General features: G+C 61.3%; 16 protein-coding genes and 1 pseudogene. 9 read left to right on the forward strand and 8 right to left on the reverse strand.

Features of this window, described 5'->3' with window-relative positions; all coding sequences use genetic code 11:
• Nucleotides 1-15: 15 nt before the first annotated feature.
• Complete coding sequence (locus tag KJJ24_RS05805; protein WP_214342324.1) at nt 16-1,170, forward strand: cell wall metabolism sensor histidine kinase WalK; 1,155 nt, start codon at nt 16-18, stop codon at nt 1,168-1,170.
• Here KJJ24_RS05805 and KJJ24_RS05810 read toward each other — a convergent pair.
• Together KJJ24_RS05810 and KJJ24_RS05815 are read right to left on the reverse strand one after the other, a co-directional pair.
• On the reverse strand, nt 1,156-1,776 hold the full coding sequence (locus KJJ24_RS05810) for a Crp/Fnr family transcriptional regulator (protein WP_214342338.1): 621 nt from the start codon (nt 1,774-1,776) through the stop codon (nt 1,156-1,158). The genes KJJ24_RS05805 and KJJ24_RS05810 overlap by 15 nt on opposite strands.
• Before the next feature lie 89 nt (nt 1,777-1,865).
• Nucleotides 1,866-2,705 (reverse strand): CHAD domain-containing protein, encoded by an 840-nt coding sequence (locus KJJ24_RS05815; RefSeq protein WP_214342341.1) that lies wholly within the window; start codon nt 2,703-2,705, stop codon nt 1,866-1,868.
• 193 nt (nt 2,706-2,898) lie between these two features.
• Here KJJ24_RS05815 and KJJ24_RS05820 point away from each other — a divergent pair, with 193 nt between their 5' ends.
• A complete protein-coding gene (locus tag KJJ24_RS05820) occupies nt 2,899-3,126 on the forward strand; it encodes a hypothetical protein (RefSeq protein WP_214342344.1) in 228 nt (75 codons plus the stop codon).
• Between the two features lie 18 nt (nt 3,127-3,144).
• Here KJJ24_RS05820 and KJJ24_RS05825 read toward each other — a convergent pair whose 3' ends face one another.
• Nucleotides 3,145-3,330 (reverse strand): hypothetical protein, encoded by a 186-nt coding sequence (locus KJJ24_RS05825; RefSeq protein WP_214342346.1) that lies wholly within the window; start codon nt 3,328-3,330, stop codon nt 3,145-3,147.
• Nucleotides 3,331-3,648: 318 nt separating this feature from the next.
• Between KJJ24_RS05825 and corA the strand changes: the two genes are divergently transcribed.
• On the forward strand, nt 3,649-4,767 hold the full coding sequence (corA, locus tag KJJ24_RS05830) for a magnesium/cobalt transporter CorA (RefSeq protein ID WP_250544945.1): 1,119 nt from the start codon (nt 3,649-3,651) through the stop codon (nt 4,765-4,767).
• 5 nt (nt 4,768-4,772) lie between these two features.
• Here corA and KJJ24_RS05835 read toward each other — a convergent pair whose 3' ends face one another.
• A complete protein-coding gene (locus KJJ24_RS05835) occupies nt 4,773-5,141 on the reverse strand; it encodes a Crp/Fnr family transcriptional regulator (RefSeq protein ID WP_214342348.1) in 369 nt (122 codons plus the stop codon).
• Nucleotides 5,142-5,321: 180 nt separating this feature from the next.
• On the opposite strand from KJJ24_RS05835, the pseudogene KJJ24_RS15130 reads away from it, so the two are divergent.
• The 4 genes and pseudogenes from KJJ24_RS15130 to KJJ24_RS05850 form a co-directional block, all read left to right on the forward strand.
• Nucleotides 5,322-5,513: pseudogene (locus tag KJJ24_RS15130) on the forward strand (NAD-binding protein); the annotation flags it as partial.
• Nucleotides 5,514-5,945: 432 nt separating this feature from the next.
• Entirely contained in the window at nt 5,946-7,094 is a 1,149-nt protein-coding gene (locus KJJ24_RS14925; protein ID WP_250544946.1) for a hypothetical protein, read from the forward strand.
• The gene (locus tag KJJ24_RS05845) at nt 7,087-8,094 is read left to right on the forward strand and encodes an esterase-like activity of phytase family protein (RefSeq protein ID WP_214342352.1); all 1,008 of its coding nucleotides are present in this window, start codon (nt 7,087-7,089) and stop codon (nt 8,092-8,094) included. The genes KJJ24_RS14925 and KJJ24_RS05845 overlap by 8 nt, the downstream gene beginning before the upstream one ends.
• The gene (locus KJJ24_RS05850) at nt 8,091-10,247 is read left to right on the forward strand and encodes a PhoX family phosphatase (RefSeq protein ID WP_214342362.1); all 2,157 of its coding nucleotides are present in this window, start codon (nt 8,091-8,093) and stop codon (nt 10,245-10,247) included. Before KJJ24_RS05845 ends, KJJ24_RS05850 begins: the two co-directional genes overlap by 4 nt.
• Nucleotides 10,248-10,462: 215 nt before the next feature.
• On the opposite strand, the gene KJJ24_RS05855 is transcribed toward KJJ24_RS05850, so the two are convergent.
• The 4 genes from KJJ24_RS05855 to KJJ24_RS05870 all read right to left on the reverse strand — a co-directional run bounded on the left by KJJ24_RS05855 (nt 10,463) and on the right by KJJ24_RS05870 (nt 12,768).
• Nucleotides 10,463-11,191, reverse strand: a complete 729-nt coding sequence (locus KJJ24_RS05855) for a phosphatase PAP2 family protein (RefSeq protein ID WP_250544947.1) — start codon at nt 11,189-11,191, stop codon at nt 10,463-10,465.
• Entirely contained in the window at nt 11,191-11,451 is a 261-nt protein-coding gene (locus KJJ24_RS05860) for a hypothetical protein (protein ID WP_214342365.1), read from the reverse strand. The genes KJJ24_RS05855 and KJJ24_RS05860 overlap by 1 nt, the downstream gene beginning before the upstream one ends.
• Nucleotides 11,452-11,538: 87 nt before the next feature.
• On the reverse strand, nt 11,539-12,471 hold the full coding sequence (locus KJJ24_RS05865) for an IS481 family transposase (RefSeq protein WP_214340046.1): 933 nt from the start codon (nt 12,469-12,471) through the stop codon (nt 11,539-11,541).
• 48 nt (nt 12,472-12,519) lie between these two features.
• Nucleotides 12,520-12,768 carry a hypothetical protein gene (locus tag KJJ24_RS05870; protein ID WP_214342368.1) on the reverse strand — a complete coding sequence of 83 codons (249 nt, stop codon included), beginning with the start codon at nt 12,766-12,768 and terminating at the stop codon, nt 12,520-12,522.
• Nucleotides 12,769-12,993: 225 nt separating this feature from the next.
• Between KJJ24_RS05870 and KJJ24_RS05875 the strand changes: the two genes are divergently transcribed.
• Nucleotides 12,994-13,305, forward strand: coding sequence for a hypothetical protein (locus KJJ24_RS05875; RefSeq protein WP_214342371.1), 312 nt, complete (start codon nt 12,994-12,996; stop codon nt 13,303-13,305).
• A gap of 51 nt (nt 13,306-13,356) precedes the next feature.
• On the forward strand, nt 13,357-15,609 hold the full coding sequence (gene ppk1, locus KJJ24_RS05880; RefSeq protein ID WP_214342375.1) for a polyphosphate kinase 1: 2,253 nt from the start codon (nt 13,357-13,359) through the stop codon (nt 15,607-15,609).
• The last annotated feature ends 1,048 nt before the right edge of the window (nt 15,610-16,657 follow it).

Here is a 16,657-nt window from a genome sequence, read left to right on the forward strand (position 1 = left end):
CCGCCCCACAACCCGATGAGCGACGCGAGCCTGCTGGCCTTTGCCCTTGGCGCTGCTGCCGGCGGAGGCCTGGTTGTGTGGTTCAAGCGCAAGCCGCGGTTGAAGCGCCGCAGCCGCAAACACCTGCTCGATCCGCCGGAGCAACAGCTGCGCGACTGGCTGGAGGAGGTGGCCCAGGGCTGGCTGCTGATCAATGGCGACAACCTCATCGCCAGCCTCAACCCCCGCGCTGAAGTGTTGCTGGAGCTGGAAGATTCAGGCTTGGTGCTGCGGGGTGAGCCGCTGGCAAGCCTCGATCCCTCTGATGAACTGCTGCATCTGGTGAATCTGGCGCGGGAGAAGGGCCTTGCCCAGCGAGGAGCATGGCCACACAAGGCCGGCAACCTGGACGTGCGGATGATGCCCGGCAACAACGGCTGGGTGGCTGTGGTGCTGCAGGGGCGCAACCCGCTGGAGAGCCAGTTGGAGCAGCAGGAGCAATGGGTGAGCGACGTAGCGCACGAACTCAAAACCCCCCTCACAGCGCTGCGGTTGGTAGGTGACAGCCTGGCCATCAAGGCTGAAGGACGGCAGGCGGTTCTGGTGGGGCGGCTGCAACGGGAGCTGGAGCGGCTGCAGGTGCTGGTGAGTGATCTGCTCGATCTCTCACGGCTCGACAACACACCCTTCAACGACGCAGCAGCCCAGGCCGCTGTAGACCCCTTGGGGGTGCTCCACAACGTGTGGACCATCCTCGAACCCCTCGCTTCAGAGCGGGGTGTGCGGCTCCACATCCAAGGGGGAAGCTCCAACCAGGAGGAATCACCGCACCTGGCAGCGATTGACCCCTCTCGCTTTCACCAAGCCCTCCTGAATCTGCTCGATAACGCCCTGCGTTTCAGCCCTGAACAGAGCGTCATCGATGTCGATGTGGCTGCCCGCAATCGCTGGTGCCTGGTGGCCGTGCGCGACCGCGGCCCAGGCCTCAGTGAGACCGATCTAGAACGCATGTTTCAGCGCTTCTACCGCGGTGACCCCGCGAGAGCCCGCTCCCCCCGAAGCGGCAGCGGGCTGGGTCTAGCAATCGTGCAACAGATCGCCCTCTCGCAGGGGGGGATGGTGCGCGCCAGCAACCACCCTGAGGGGGGCGCATTGCTGGAGTTGTTGGTACCGCGCTCAAGAGCGCGGTAGGTGGCTCACCACCAGCTGGCGTTGGTCATCGAGCTGCAGCCACCCCTCCTCGCGCAGTAAGCCCAGCACCCGCGTCACGGTGACGCGGGTGGTGCTTAGAGCATTGGCGATGTCTTGATGCGTGAGGCGCAGATTGAGCAGCAGTCCCTGATCACAGGGCTGGCCGTAATCCTGAGCCAACAGCTCGAGGAACCCACGCACGCGCTCTTCAATGCGGCGCAAACCGAGCAAGGCAATCAGGGCTTCCGATTGACGCATGCGGCTGGTCATCGCCTTGACCAGGGTGATGGCCAGGTGGGGCGTGCCTTCAATCTCATCCATGGGCAAACACAGCAAATCGCTGTCGCCGATGGTGGTGGCTTCGTAGAGATCGATGTTGGTGAGGGGCTCACCGAAAATTTCATTCGGCCCAGCCAGGCCGAGCAGCAGATCATCGCCCTGCTCATTCATGCAGCTGAGCTTGACCATGCCGCGGGTCACCAGCCACACGTGATTGCGCAGCAGAGGAACTTTGCTGCCAGCTCCCAGGTGCACCAGATCACGGCGCTGATAAATCTCTTCCAGCGAGCTGCGCAAGCCCTGCTGACCACTTGGTGTGTAAACCATCGAGCGGTTGTGCCGACGGGACCAGCGGACTGTATGGAGCATCACCAGCGCCTGAGCAAAGCCCGGGTAGAGGGCTGGTTAAGGGTGGGTTAGGCCTTCAGTTGCAGCTGCAGCAACCCCTGGCGGCCCTCAACAGTGCGCAGGTCTGCCGCCAGTAACAGCCAGCGCTGCCAGGCCTGATCCTGGGCTTCAAGGATCAGGCTGCAGAGGCAAGGCATCACTGAATCCGGTGCCGCTTCAAGCAAGCGCTCCAGGGTGTGCACCAGCACCTGCAGATCCTGAAGATCGCCCAACACGGTCTGCATCGCCTTGAGCTGATCCACCCAGGGCTGGAACGCCTGGGGATCAAGGGCCGTGAGGTTATGAAATCCATAGCGCGCACGCTTGATGCGGCGGCGCAACTGATGCAGCTTCTGGGCGGATGGTTGATCGCGGGGATTGCCCACCCACCAACCCGGAAGGGTGAACAACCCCGCCAGGGCCACCTGTTGAAGTTCAGGGCACCAGGCCTCGATCGGCTCCTCACCCATCGGGGTGAAGCGGGGCTGACGCAGCCAGCCCTGCAGACGCTCGAGCAGCTTGAGGTAGCGGCGCCCTTTCAAGGTGCCGGTGAGCACGGTGAAGGCCAGCTTGCGTTCACGCTTCAACTGCTTCAGCAGCTTGCGCAGGGCCAACTGCTCAGCCTCCGGCAACAGGGGCTGCCAGTGATGCTCAAGCCGTTGGCGCAACACATCGAGATCGCGGCTCAGGCCGAGATCAGAACCAATCCGGGCCAGCCGCTGCGGCGACACTGGCTCTGGCAACACCAGGGCATCAGCAAACTGTTCCACCGTGCTGCGCAACTGCCGGCAGGTGACCCGCATCTGATGCAAAGGCTCGGGATCACGATCAGCAAGCACATCCAGCTGCGACGCAACCAGGTGCTTCACTCTCTGCGCGAGCAGTACAGCTGCAAAGACACCCGTGCTCTGCGCCCTGCTCGGTGCCGGAAGATCAGACGCGCCCACCAAGTGCCCCCCGGAGAAAGGATCACTCTGAACACAAGCAGGAGGTTAAGGAGTTAAGGGAGGGTTATGAATTGTTGCCTGCAATCGCGCTGCTAAGTTGCCAAAAAATTTCAGCGTGAAGCTGTCGACATTTACGGGCGAACCCACCAGCCAGGCCAGCACCAAACAGCATCTGCTCTGCCTCACTCAACAGGAAGCTTTGATGCTGTTTGGGCTGCTGCAGGCTGCACTACGGCACGAACCCACGCGACGCAGCCTGCTGAGCAGCGGTGATTACAAACACTTCCACAGGCAACTGAGCCAATCGTTGGCCCAGGGTCTTGCTCAACCGATCAAGGGCTGAGCGCCACTGCCTCACCCATCAAAAGAACATGCGGCTGGCTCCACTCGCCCGCTCTTGCATGCGAGGCTCCCAGCGCTGCTTGAGCTGCTCCAAGCTGAGGGACCATTCCTCCTGGGGCTGCTGAGCCTCCACCAGGCTCGCCAGCCAATCGCGAAACTGCTGCAAGCTCAGCAGATCCGCTTCGAAATCAGACGTCTTAGACACGGGGTTTCGGGCCCTTCATGTTCAAGGTAGGGGCATTGGCACCGCTGAACCGATGCAGATCCTGAAGATCGGAAGGCCCCAAACGCGGCTGCAGGGTGAACAAGGCACCTAGCCAGAAGCCCTGAATCGCCATACAGCAGGCCACAGGCGGGAACCAAACGGAAAGGCTCTGCATGCCAAGCAAGCAGCGGGCTAAACCATTCGAAATGATTTGCCCGGCCAAAGCTGTGGCAGGAAACACCAGGCCTCCGTGCCCGAGCTCACATCATTCGGTTCACGAGCGCTGGCTACCTTGCCGGTGACGGAGCAAGCAGGTGCATGCAGAGCCTCCCCCAGCTGAGGCCAACGCCAGGCTCTCTGGATTCACGCCGCCTTGAGGAGCGGCCAGGGCAGATGCCCAACAGCCTCTACCTGGCGGGCGGACGTGCCGCCAGCAGCTTGTCTGCCGTGATCCTCTGGCCGAGAGGCCCAGAGCGACGCCTGCTACGCAACCTCGGCGAACTGCAGGAGCTGAAGGAGCAGAACGTGCCGTTTTGGCTGCGGATCACCGGCATGGGCCAACCACATCTGATCCGGGATGCCTTGGAGCGCTGCCATATCCCCATGGTGTTTGCGCCCTTGGTGCTCGACACACCGCAATCCACCCGCGTGGATTCGATCGGCGATGTGATTGCAGTGGTGCTGCACCGGCTGCGCTTCTCACGTGATCCTCTCAATCTGGTGAGCGATCAAGTGAGCATGCTGCTCACCCACAACTGCTTGATCTCCATCGAGGAAGCGCCAAGCGGCGAACCCTTCGCCTCACTCACCGACTGGCTGCTGCACAAAACACCAATCGCCGGGGCCGACGATCTCGATGATTTGCTCCACTACATGGTGGACAACATTCTTGATGGCATTTTCCCAATGCTCGAGCAGATGGCCAACCGCCTCGATGATCTCGAGGAGGCCGCTCTGCGCGACCCGCGGCCGCGGGTGCTCACCCGGGCTTATCAACTCAGAGCCAACCTGCGCCGCATCCGCCAACAACTCTGGCCGCTGCGCCATCAAATTCTTCTCTTCCTGCGCCAGAACCAACCCGTGATGGGCCCCGACGGCCTGTTGGGATTTCAGGAGATGGCCCAGAACGTGGATCAGATCTTTGACAGCTGCGAAATCCTGCGGCATCAGTGCGATGCCGTCACCGAGGCGCACATGGCCAGCACGGGTAATCGCATGAACCAGATCATGAAGACCCTCACGATTGTGTCGACGATTTTTGCTCCGCTCACCTTCATCGCCGGCATTTATGGCATGAACTTCGACAACATGCCAGAGCTGCACTGGCGCTATGGCTATATCGCTTCGCTTGTGCTGATGGGAGCCATCGCCACCACGCAAGCCATCTATCTCTGGCGGCGGGGTTGGTTTGAAGACTGGACGGCCCCGCGCCGCTGAAGGCACTAGTCCTCGAGGCGCCGCAGACGGCGCTCAAGGCTGGCCATCAGCTCCAGCGCAAACATCGGGGTTTCTTGAACAGCAAATAGAAACTGCTCCCGGCCCATCTCGAGCAGCTCAGTCGCCACAACGGCTCGGGCGGTGCCGTGGCGGAGATGGTGATCACTCACCAGCGCACCAACACCCAGCACATCACCAGGGCCGAAGATCTCGAACGAGGCATCGCCCCAAGAGAGCTCAACCGAGCCGCTCAGCACACAGAAGATGCTGTTGCCGGGCTGACCCGCCTCAAACAGCACCTGCTCGGGCTGAAGAACGCGACTCGGCAGGCTTGCCGCAAGAGCCTGCATGGTGTGAAGCACACCGGAATTCATCAAGGGTGATGCAGATGATCATCATCCTTGCGTTTTTTGGTTTGGAAACGGTGAAGGCGGCCCCCTGGCCACCCCACTTACGCTGCACCACCAAAGAACGTGCGAGCCTTGTCGAGCAGCCCTGGCACGGTTGTTGTGTGCGGCCTGGGAGCCTTGGGGCAAGCCTGCCTAGAACGGCTGATGCCGTTCGGCGTGCCCCTCGTAGGTGTCGACTGCCGCCCGCCTCGCTGGCGCCGACAAGAGCTTGAGCTGAAAATCGGATCACGGGTGATCCAAGGAGACATGCGTCAGAGCCTGGTGCTGGAGCGCGCCGGCGTGCGCCACTGCCGGGCGGTTCTGTTATTGAGCTCAGACAGCCAGGTGAATCTGGAAGCAGCCCTACAGGTGCGGTTGTTGAACCCCCACGCGGAAATTGTTGTGCGCTCCAGTAGTGGTCAGATGGCCCTGGGTCGCCTCCTGGAACAACGCCTACCCAAGGTTGCCGTGGTGGATCCAATTGTGCTCACGGCCGGAGCTGTAGCCAACGCCATTCATCCCACAGAGGGACTGATTCCGCTCAATAGCAACGCCGGGGGCAACAACATTCGCCTTGTGAATTCCTCAGAGTGTTCGGCACAGAGGGGCCACCGACCAGTGCGACGACAGCCTTCCGAGCTCCACCCCCTCTGGCTCACGGTGGTGCAGCGCCACGCACAGGTGAAGCGGCGCCAACACACAACTCAACTGCGCGCGCAACGAGCTGCACGCTGGATCAAGCAAACGTGGCGAGGATTGCCCCGTAGCCAGATGTCTTGGTTGCTACCGATGAGCATCGGACTGATCACAGCCGGGGTTGTTCTATTTTCCGATCATGCCGACAACTGGCAGCTTGGCTTAATGATCACGTTTGGACTACTAAAAGGAGAATATGTCGATCCCGTAATGCTACTCAGTGGCTCTGAAATCTGGCGACTGCTACTAGGGATGAGCTACTCACTCATCGGCACATTAATCACATCTGCTTTCGTGGCTCTCATTCTAGAGAAACTGCTCTCTAACCGTCTAGGCCTGAGGCGCCGCGTCTACCTGCGCACGGGCAGCAGACAGGCCCTCATCGTCGATGGTCAGCAAGTTGTTGAGCCCATTCGAGACCTGCTGGCCAGTGAACAGATCGGCGTGCAGACCGCCACAATTCAAGAAGGTATGTCTGAACTGGAGACCCAGCTGGAGCGGCTTAGGCATACCGAACTTGTGGGCATCGGACTGTTGAGCAACAACCTACTCAGCAATGTTCATGCAGCCATGGCCCTGCAAAGCAGCCATCGACCATGCCGGATCGCTGTGCTTGCGCATGAAATGGAATCCAGCGATCAACTCGGCGCCCTGCTGGGTGGAATCACTGTTCTATCCGGGGTGGACCTTGCTGCGGATGCACTCGTCGCCACTGCATTTGGAGAAAGGGTGGAGCGCGTGCTGCAGATCAAGGGCATGAATCACATGGTGGTGCGCTATCAGCTCGAGGAGGGGGACACGCTCTGCGGCCTCAATATTTCAAGGCTTGAGAATGGCTACCAATTGAATGTGCTCACCCACAGTCGCACTGATCAGAGCAGCCCAGGGGTCCTACCACCGCTCGATTGCATGCTGATGGCAGGCGACGAGATCACAGTTCTAGCCGATCTCGAAAGCTTGCGACTCGTGGAAATCGGCGCCCTCCACCCCGCGCAATGGCGCGTGGATTTTCGTGTGATTCATCATTTTGATAACCACTTCATGGTGCAACAGTGTCTTGCCAAATTTCTAGGTTCTGTTCCCGGCCGGATGCACGATCTGGTGGATGGTCACTGGCACCACACTCCGCCACTCGACAATGACCTTGGAGAGATTCTCTGCGAGCAATTGCAGCGTATGGGAGTGGAGGCTCATCTGCGCCAGGTTCAGGCGGAGGCTGCATCGATGAGCTGTCATGCCTGACAGGTGGCCACAACTGCTGCTTGGGATGCTCCTGCCGTGTCCGTTGCAGCTGGAATGGATCAAAACCTTCGACATAGCCCTACCCGTAGCCCTAGCGAACGATGCCGACGGCGGTTACTCCGCCATCCACTACGACCAACCTGGCCATCGCCTCTGGCTGCTCAGTGATCTGCCCGGTGGCCATCTCAGCAGCACCACGCTGCCTTCTGCTCTCAGCAGGCCTCGGCACCTGAAGACCATCTCCCTCCAGGTGCCGGCTCCAATCAGCCAGCAGCTCGATGCCGAAGCCCTCGTGATCGACACCGATCAAGCTTGGGTTGCCAGTGAAGGGAGGCGCAGCCGCGAACGCCCGGCTCAGTTGCTGCGGTTCTCGCTTCCTCGCGGTGCGTTCCTCCAGGCGGTGCCGTTACCCGCTGCCTGGCAGCCAGGCCCTGGACAGGGGCTCGAGAGCAATGCTGGCCCCGAATCCCTGGCACGCCTGAGCCGGGCGGATCAACCCCTCGCGTTGTTGATGGCCGCCGAGCACCCCTTGCGGCAGGGCCCAGCGGATCAAGTCCCCCTGCTGCGCTGGCACTGGCCGCCCGGCCGGGATCCCCGTCGGGATGCACCCCTGGCCGCTCCCCAGGGAACCCTGCGCTCCCCTGCCGGCGGCAACTGGGGACTGACTGATCTCCTGGTGCTCCACCCCCCTGGTGGGGCAGGCGCCCCGCAACTGCTCAGCCTGTGGCGGCGCTACCGCGAGCCGCTGCAGTGGGATAACCAGCTGCGGCTTTACCCCCTACCCGCAGCTGGCAGAGTTGCCGAAGCGCTGCAGGTCTGGGATCTCCATGCCATCGGCATCACACCTGAAAACTGGGAGGGCCTGAGCTTGGGGCCGGAGCTGTCGCCTGGGCAACCAAGCCTGCTGCTGGTGAGCGACGACAATCGCAACCCCTTGCAATCCAGCCGCTTGGCGCAACTGCAGGCCCGGCGCTCACCGCGTTGTGAGCTGAACCGATGAATCGCCGCTCTCTGCTAGAGCTCCTCGGCCTGGCTGCAGCCAGTGCAACCGCTACGGCAACGATCCCCTCAGGCTCTGCCGCCCCTCAGAGACCCACGCGACGCTGGCCTTCGCTGCTGGGGCCGATCCCACTGCCCAGTGATGGGCTCACGGCCAAGCAGCAACAACACACCTACCGGCGCATCGCCCTACACGACCGGCTCGACGTGCCTACCGGTTATCGCTCCGATGTGTTGCTGAGTTGGGGCGATCGCCTCGGCAAGGGAGCCATGGGGTTCAATAACGACTACCTGGCTTTCAGCGCGCTCGATGCAGATCGAGCACTGCTCACGATCAATTTCGAATACATCAGTGCCCAAACCTGGTGCGCCGGCTACGCCGAAGCCCATGGGCGAACGTTGCCCTTTGCCGCCTTACAAGAAGCCCTTCAAACCACAGGGGGGCGTTTGGAGCCGAACACCGCAGAGACAAACGCCGCTTTGCAGGCGATGGCGGTGGCAGTGGCTGCAGCCGCTCTGGAGGATCTGGGGGTGGGAGTGGCTTGTCTGGTGCGTCAAAGCGATGGCAGCTGGCGACACCAGAGCGGAGCGCAGGAGCGGCGCATCCATGGTCTGAGCGGCCTGAAGGAGCCAGGCCAGCAGCTGCGCAGCTCCGGCCCGGCCGCTGCGGTGTTCCGCCGCACTGATCGCCAGGGCTACGACGATGGGCTCGGTGATCGGGTGATCGGCACCTTCGCCAACTGCGCCGGCGGGCAGACGCCCTGGGGCACGGTGCTCTCCGCCGAGGAAAACTTTCAGACCCATGTGGTGGAGGCCGTGTACGCCGATGGCAGTTCGCCGCCACCCTCCGAGCGTCCTTTTGAATTCAGCCGCAAGCGCATCGCAGGGCTGGGGGCACCGTTCGGCTTGGCGGGCAACAAATACGGCTGGATGGTGGAACTTGATCCCCGCCGGCCCGAACAAGCGGCTGTGAAGCACACCTGGCTGGGCCGCTTCCGCCATGAGGCCGTAGGGGTCAGGGCCAGGGCTGGCGAGCCGCTGGTGGTGTATTCCGCCTGTGATCGTCACAGCGGCCACCTCTATCGCTTTGTCAGCAGCGAGCGGGTAAGCGATCCAAGCGACCCGGCCAACTCACGCCTGCTGCACAACGGCCGCCTGGAAGTGGCGCAGCTGCAGGCCGATGGCAGTGGGCGTTGGTTGCTGCTGCACCCGCAAACCCCGCTCGCACCCCTGAGACCCAGCCACTACGAACGCTTCGGCAGTGCCGGCCTGATCGAAGTGCCCCACAGCGATCGGCGCCAAGCCGGAGCTGAGCGCCTCAGATCAGACGCAGAGCTGGAGCGCTATTGCCGGCGCTTTCCGCAGCTGGCTGATCTCTACCCAGGCCAAGGCGAGGAGCAAATGGGCGCGATCTTGATCGATGCCCACCTGGCGGCCAATGCAATCGGTGCCACTCCCACCGCACGCCCGGAAGACACCGAGATCGATCCGATCACAGGCGATCTCTTGATCAGCTTCACCATGGGCGGCTCCGATGAAACCGGCAGCCCCGATCCCGCCATCTTCCAAGGCCCAAACCAGCAAACCCCCTGGCCATTTGGCTGGATGATGCGACTCAGCGACAGCCCCGCCGATCCGGCAGAGGCCGGAGGCCATTTCAACTGGCGCATGGCGGCAACTGGTGGCACTCCCTGGGAGGGAGGCCTGGGCTTTGCCAACCCCGACAACCTGGCCATCGACCGCCAGGGCAATGTGTGGATGGTGACCGACCGCTCGAACAGCAAAGCCAGCACCGACATCTTCGGCAAGAACAGCTGCTGGCTCCTGCCGCGTGCAGCCAATCCAGGTGAAGAGGCTCTCCTCTTTGCCAGCGGACCGATGGAATGCGAGCTCTGTGGACCCTGTTTTGATCAAGAGGAGCACACTTTGTTTCTGGCCGTGCAGCACCCAGGCGAGCAATACGGTTGCCACAACCTCGGAGAGCAGGAACTGCAGGCCTTCGAGCTGATGGATCGCTCCGGCACGCGCTTCGAACAATTGCGCACGGTGCCCCTGGGCTCCAACTGGCCCTCAGGCGTTCCGGGCCGGAACCCCAGGCCAGCAGTCGTGATGATCCGCCGATCCCAGGGTGGGCCGTTGGTGCAAGCGAGCTAACTCAGGCCATCTCCGCCAGGAGTTCTCGGGCGCTGGGTCTGTTTAGCCACAGGCAGGGCAAGCAGGCCACCACCGCATGGGACCAGATGGAGGTTTCGGGGGATTCAAGCTCCAGAAACAAACGTTCTGGCACGGCCCAATCAAACAGATACCTAGAAAGTATTGAGGGCCTCAGTGTTGAACTGTGCTGTGCAATACACGCCCTCAGTAATGCATCAATGCACCAACACGGGTAAGGCTGAAGCCGGCACCTTGCGCACCTGATCCAATTCAACCTGTACGGCGGGATCCGCTTTGAACGCACGCCATTGGGGCGACTGAATTAGCTGGTTGGCCGCGGCAACACCGAGGCGCTGACCGGCCTCCACATCCGAGGGGTAATGCATCCCGCAGAGCACACGGCTGTTGCCGCCATGGCGGCCGAGCTCAAGCAACCTGGAGCGCCGCTCCGGCAACAGATCAGCCAAGAGCTCTGAGGCAGCGCGGTACCAAGTGGAATGCCCCGACGGGAACGACGCGCTCGCCTCCAAGGGCAAGCAGGGAATGATCTGGGGATGACTCACAAATGGACGAGGCCGATTAACGCGATCCTTGATTTGATCCTTGATGCCATCCACCGGCTTGAGAAAGGCTTTGAGTGCGGCATTGAGCCGAGGTGTGGTGCGCACCATGTCGACACCGAGTGCACGGCTGAAGGCGGTAGGGTTGCGCTCCAGCAGCGTCCAGCTGCTACTCACAATCTCAGGAGTACGCACCTGTTGCAGCCAGAGCAGAATCGCCAGATCCTGACCTGCTTCGGCACTCCTGGCAGCAGGTGGCGTGCCCACGACCCGCTCCAAGGGAGCAGGATTAAGGGACACGCCGGCGGCAGGGGATGGATCAGCGCGAACAGCGACCGGGGTGAACGCCAAGACGGAGAGAGCCAGAGCTTGAATGGCAGCCATCAGTTCGGTGCAACAACAGTGAATTGGGGGGCCGGCTGGCTGCAGGGCTGAGAGCCATCCAGGAGGGCCGTTTGGCTGAAGCGCGTCACTTGCGGCAGGGCTGAACCTGGGCAGTAGCTGAGTCGGTAGAGGGTGTCGAAGTCGTTGTCGTCGATCGGTGGCATCGCCGGCCAGCCCAAACCGGCAGCCAGTTGGGGCAAGTGGCGATGCTCCCAAAACACCACCAGCAAGCCACCGCTGTAGGTGGGGTTGCTGAGCATGCTCCGGCCGGACTCAACGGAATCGACGACAGACGATCGGTCGATGCGGATATTCACGCCGCTAGCTGTTGTGTCTCACCACGTTGATCAGCAGAGCAGCTCGTTGAGCCGCTGCTGAGGTGATCGGCCGCCGAGTGCTGTGTGCTTCCTGAGACGGTTATAGATCGACAGGTAGCGAGGCAGCCACTGATTGCGTTCTTCTGAGTTCTGGAACGGCATCCCGTAGGCCCATTCCCGGCACAGGGTCTGGATGAACCGTTCGGCTTTGCCGTTGGTCCTCGGCGTGTAGGGCCTGGTGCGGATGTGCCTGAGGCCCAGGACCTTGCACGCCTTGGCAAAGCTGCGTGAGACGTAGGCGGGACCGTTGTCAGACATGACCTGCCGGCACTCGACGCCCTGACTGTTGAACCAAGCCACAGCTCGGCTCATAAAGCCAATGGCCGTGGCCTGCTGCTCGTCCGCGAGCACCTCGACATAAGCAAGCCGTGTGGCGTCATCAATGGCGACGTGGACGCGGTCGTAGCCAACGCCCGTGGAGCGGCCCTGCTGGCGGTTGCCAGTGATGCGGTGACCGACTTTGCGAAAGCGGGCGAGCTTTTTGACGTCGATATGGATCAGCTCTCCGGGATGCTCCCGCTCGTAGCGCTGGACTGGAGGTTTGGGCTCGAGATTCCGCAACCGCCCCAGACCAAGGCGGTTGAGCACCCTGGCCACGGTGGAGAAGGGTGCGACCAGAAGCCTGGCGATGTGGCGGAGGTGGAGGCGTTGGTGACGGAGATCCACGGCCTGCTGCAGTTGCCGCGGATCGAGCGTCCGCCGCTGGGTGCGGCGAACACTCCGTCGATCAGCCAGAGAAGCAGCACCACCTGAGCGGTAGCGGGCCAGCCACTTGTAGGCGCAGCGGAGACTGATGCCTGCTTCTGCAGCCAGTTCAGCGAGGGGACGACGGTCTTGGAGGTGTTGATTGACGAGCCTGAGACGGCTCTTCTGTGTCAGTCGGGCATTGGGATGGCTATGCATGGGGCGTGAGGTCTGGGTTGCTGGGTCGCACCTCAACCCGTAGCGGCCTCACACCTTCTTGTCAGCTGACCAACCTGCTGAGACTGAACAGCTAGCGACAGCGAGTGGCACAGCCGTTTGGTAGCTGCGGGCGTTTTTACTGGTCTCAGGATCGAGAAAGTAGGTGACGATATGAGAAGGGGTGCCGTAACAGGCAGGGATCACACTGGCCAGTGCAATGGCCCGTTGAAAGCCAATGGCAGAGAGGTTGTAGTTGTTGGATGCGCTGCCTTTGTGCCCGTGGCGCATCAAGATCACTTGGGCCGGTTGTGCATCAGCCGGCTGGATTGACACGGCCAACCCACAAACACCCACCAAAGCAACAGCAGCGCGAAGAACGGAAATGGGTTGAGCCACGGCTTAACGCAGTGTGCCTGGACGTGCAGCGCGTGCGAGAACGCTGGCAACAATCGTCCGTGCAATGCAACACATCCAAACCCGCCTGCACCGGTAAAGAATGGCTGAGCAGGCCGGAGCATCCCCGTGCCGCAGCTGGGTTGGACAGCCAAGGTGCATCAGGCCAGCATCCTGCGGCTGCGGCCGTTGATTGCCAGCAGCCTTGATCTGGAGCTACAGAAGCGACAAAGCCGAGATGGTTATCTGTTGCTGAAGGAAACCGGCTTGCCTTGCCATTGCCAGGATGAGACCGTGGTGGTGGCGATGCACTGGAAGGATTCGCGCTCCAGCCTTTGCCACATCAGTGTCTCGAGCGAGGAGGCCGACCATCCTGAATCCACACGCTGCTGGGAGGTATCGGTGCGCTTACGCCGCCTGCTGAGGCCAACCGATCCATAACCTCAGCACAACCTCAGAGCCCTACAACAGAACCAGCGACGCGCCTGATCCATGGCCACAGCCGCCCTGCCCCACGAGCTCTATCTGAATCGGGAACTGAGCTGGATCCGATTCAACGAGCGGGTGTTAGCGCAGGCGCTCGACCCTCGCACCCCGTTGCTGGAGCAGGCCAAGTTCAGCGCGATCTTCAGCAACAACCTTGATGAATTCTTCATGGTGAGGGTGGCATCACTGCAGTCGCAGTTGCATGCCGGTGTGCAAACCCTCAGTGAAGACGGCTGCTCACCCAGAGAGCAGCTCGAAGCGATCCGCCGCCAGCTGGAACCACTACTCAAACAGCAGCAAGATCACTACCGTGGCAGCCTCAAAACCAACCTGGCTGAGCAGGGCATCCTGCTGCTCGATTACGAGCAACTCTCACGCAAACAGAAAGACTGGGCCAATAGCTATTTCCAGACATCGGTGTTTCCGGTGCTCACGCCGTTAGCGGTGGATCCGGCTCATCCCTTCCCCTTTATTAGCAATCTAAGCCTCAACGTCGCGGTGACCATCCGCGACCCGAAAACCCAGCAGCAGCAATTTGCGCGAATCAAGATTCCCCAGAAAAACCTGCCCCGCTTTGTCAGCCTGCCGCCCGAACTGCATGGGGGCCGCAGCCCCCAACCGCTGTACATGGGGTTACCACTGGAGCAGCTCGTGGCCTTCAACCTGCAGCGTCTGTTTCCGGGGATGCTGATCGAAGGCCATCACTTTTTCCGGGTGACCCGCGATGCCGACCTGGAATTGCGGGAACTGGAAGCCGACGATCTGATGGAGGCCCTGGAGCAAGGTCTGCGCAAACGGCGCATGGGTGGGGAAGTGGTGCGCCTCGAGGTCGCTGATGAGATGCCGCTGTCTCTGGTGGATCAGCTGATGCACGGCATGGAGGTGGACGACTTTGACGTGTACCGCATCAACGGCCCCCTAGGACTCGATGATCTGATGAGTCTGCTGGCCATCGCGGCTCCCCAACTCAAAGACAAACCATTCCGCGGCAAGACTCCATCGCAACTGCGCACCACTCAAAGCAGCCAGCTGGAAGATGGATCCCTTCAATACCAAGATTTCGAGAGCATCTTCCGGGTGATCCGCCGCGGTGATCGGCTACTGCATCATCCCTTTGATCTGTTCTCCACATCGGTGGAAGAGTTCATCAATCAGGCAGCCGACGATCCCCATGTGTTGGCCATCAAGATGACCCTGTATCGGGTATCAAAGGATTCACCGATCATCGCCGCGCTGATCCGCGCTGCAGAAAATGGAAAACAGGTGATGACCCTGGTGGAGCTGAAGGCCCGCTTCGATGAAGACAACAACATTCAATGGGCGCGCCAACTGGAGCGCTCCGGCGTACACGTGGTGTATGGTGTGCTGGGCCTAAAGACCCACACGAAGATCACACTGGTGGTGCGGCGTGAACAGGAGAAGTTGCAAGGCTATTGCCATATTGGCACCGGCAACTACAACTCAAAAACATCGAGTCTCTACACCGATCTTGGCATCCTCAGCTGCAACGAGGAACTGGTAAATGATCTCGTAGACCTATTCAACTACCTCACCGGATTCTCCAAACAGCAGGAGTTTCAACGGCTGCTCGTGGCGCCAGTGACCCTCAGACGCCGCATGCAGGAATTGATCAAGCGCGAGATCGAGTACGCCCGCGCCGGACAGCCGGCGGCGATCAAGGCGAAGATGAATGCCTTGGTAGATCCCAGCATCGTTGCGCTGCTGTATGAGGCCTCACAAGCGGGCGTGAGCATTGATCTAGTGGTGCGCGGGATGTGCAGTCTGCGGCCGGGCATCGAGGGCATCAGTGACAACATCCGGGTTTACAGCGTGATCGGCCGGTTGCTTGAGCATTCACGGCTGTTCTGGTTCGCCAACGGCGGAGACGCTGAGCTGTTTTTGGGCAGTGCCGACTGGATGCCCCGCAACCTGGATCGCCGGGTGGAAGCTGTGGTGCCCGTACTCGACCCACAGCTCTGTCTACAACTCGAATGGCTGATGCAGCTCTACCTTGATGATCAGCACGCCTGGCTGATGCACTCCGATGGCACCTATGTGGTGCGCAACCCAGAGGCTGAGGGCCCACTTGCGCAGCAGGAACTGATGGAACTCTGGTCGCTCAGAAGCGTTCAGGGCGTGGTTCGCTCCAGGTGGGACGCAGCCCCTGCCTCTGTTCCAGACCCTTGGCCCGCTTCGCCAGGCGCTGAAGATCCAGCCACCACAGCCCATAGCGCCCCTGCCGTTGGATCAGCGGGCTAATCAAAGACGCCCAGTGCTTGCGCTCAGCAAGGTTCAAAGGTGCCACGACAAGAATGTGACCTTGCCTCCCCTCGACGCGCACCCTGCTCTCTGAGCTAAGGCGGTCGTTGAGATTCACCAACGCCTGCACAGAGGTCCCCTCATAGGCCACCGGTGCTTCGGCGTAGAAATGAAAACTCGGCCGAATCACCCCCAGCATCGCGATGGGTTGCCGTGTGGCCTGAAGTTGACCGCTCAACGTTGCCAAGGTGCGGATCGGCCGGCTGCGCAGGTTGTCACCAATGCGTAGCAGGGGTAAGACCACCACAGGCAGCAGCAGGAACCAGCTGAACTGAAGGGCCACGATGGGCTTCACGGGAGAGCAGCAGACAGCAGATCGGCTCAACCAGAGCGCGACAAAAGCGCCGCCAAGAAGCGGAGCTACCGCCAAAGGCAGCAGGGCTGAGCCCTCGAGCAGTTGGGGCAACATGATCAGATCGGGATCACTGATCTGATTGATCCAAAAGGGAATGCAGGCCAGGGCTACAGCGCAGCTGAGGGCCGTGCAAGCACTCAGCCGTAGGGCCCAACGCATCCAACGATCAGGGCTAGTGAGCGCTAGGGCAGCCAGGATGGCCGCTGCCGGTGTGGCCGGCAACCAATAGCTGGGGAGCTTGGTAGCCGACAAACTGAAGAGCAGCAGCACCGCCAGGAGCCAACAAGCGGCAAAGCGCGCCAGGCTCAACGGGCTTGCAGGCAAAGCACGCCAGAGCCCAAGCAGCAACAGGGGCGACCAAGGCAGACTGGCAACCACCAAGATCACTCCGTAGAACCACCATGGCGACTGGTGGCGATTCACCACTTCAGTGAAACGCTGAAGATTGTGGTAGCCAAAGAAGCTCGCCAGAAACGGTTGGCCCTCCCGCAGGGCTGCTGCTGCATACCAAGGAATGGCAACAGCGAGGCTCACCAGCACTCCCAACCCCGGCCGCAAGCGCTCCCTGAACAAACGGGGCTGGCGCTCCAACAACACAAACAGTCCCCAGCTGAGGGCGAAGAGCACCAACGC

The organism is Synechococcus sp. LA31 (genome assembly GCF_018502385.1).
Lineage (GTDB): Bacteria > Cyanobacteriota > Cyanobacteriia > PCC-6307 > Cyanobiaceae > Vulcanococcus.

Bases quoted from the DNA above. Each gene is read 5' to 3' on its own strand.
- KJJ24_RS05805 (WP_214342324.1), top strand. From the start codon at position 16: ATGAGCGACGCGAGCCTGCTGGCCTTTGCCCTTGGCGCTGCTGCCGGC.
- KJJ24_RS05810 (WP_214342338.1), bottom strand. From the start codon at position 1,776: ATGGTTTACACACCAAGTGGTCAGCAGGGCTTGCGCAGCTCGCTGGAA.
- corA (WP_250544945.1), top strand. From the start codon at position 3,649: ATGCAGAGCCTCCCCCAGCTGAGGCCAACGCCAGGCTCTCTGGATTCA.
- KJJ24_RS05835 (WP_214342348.1), bottom strand. From the start codon at position 5,141: ATGAATTCCGGTGTGCTTCACACCATGCAGGCTCTTGCGGCAAGCCTG.
- KJJ24_RS14925 (WP_250544946.1), top strand. From the start codon at position 5,946: ATGAGCATCGGACTGATCACAGCCGGGGTTGTTCTATTTTCCGATCAT.
- KJJ24_RS05845 (WP_214342352.1), top strand. From the start codon at position 7,087: ATGCCTGACAGGTGGCCACAACTGCTGCTTGGGATGCTCCTGCCGTGT.
- KJJ24_RS05850 (WP_214342362.1), top strand. From the start codon at position 8,091: ATGAATCGCCGCTCTCTGCTAGAGCTCCTCGGCCTGGCTGCAGCCAGT.
- KJJ24_RS05855 (WP_250544947.1), bottom strand. From the start codon at position 11,191: ATGGCTGCCATTCAAGCTCTGGCTCTCTCCGTCTTGGCGTTCACCCCG.
- KJJ24_RS05860 (WP_214342365.1), bottom strand. From the start codon at position 11,451: ATGCTCAGCAACCCCACCTACAGCGGTGGCTTGCTGGTGGTGTTTTGG.
- KJJ24_RS05865 (WP_214340046.1), bottom strand. From the start codon at position 12,471: ATGCATAGCCATCCCAATGCCCGACTGACACAGAAGAGCCGTCTCAGG.
- ppk1 (WP_214342375.1), top strand. From the start codon at position 13,357: ATGGCCACAGCCGCCCTGCCCCACGAGCTCTATCTGAATCGGGAACTG.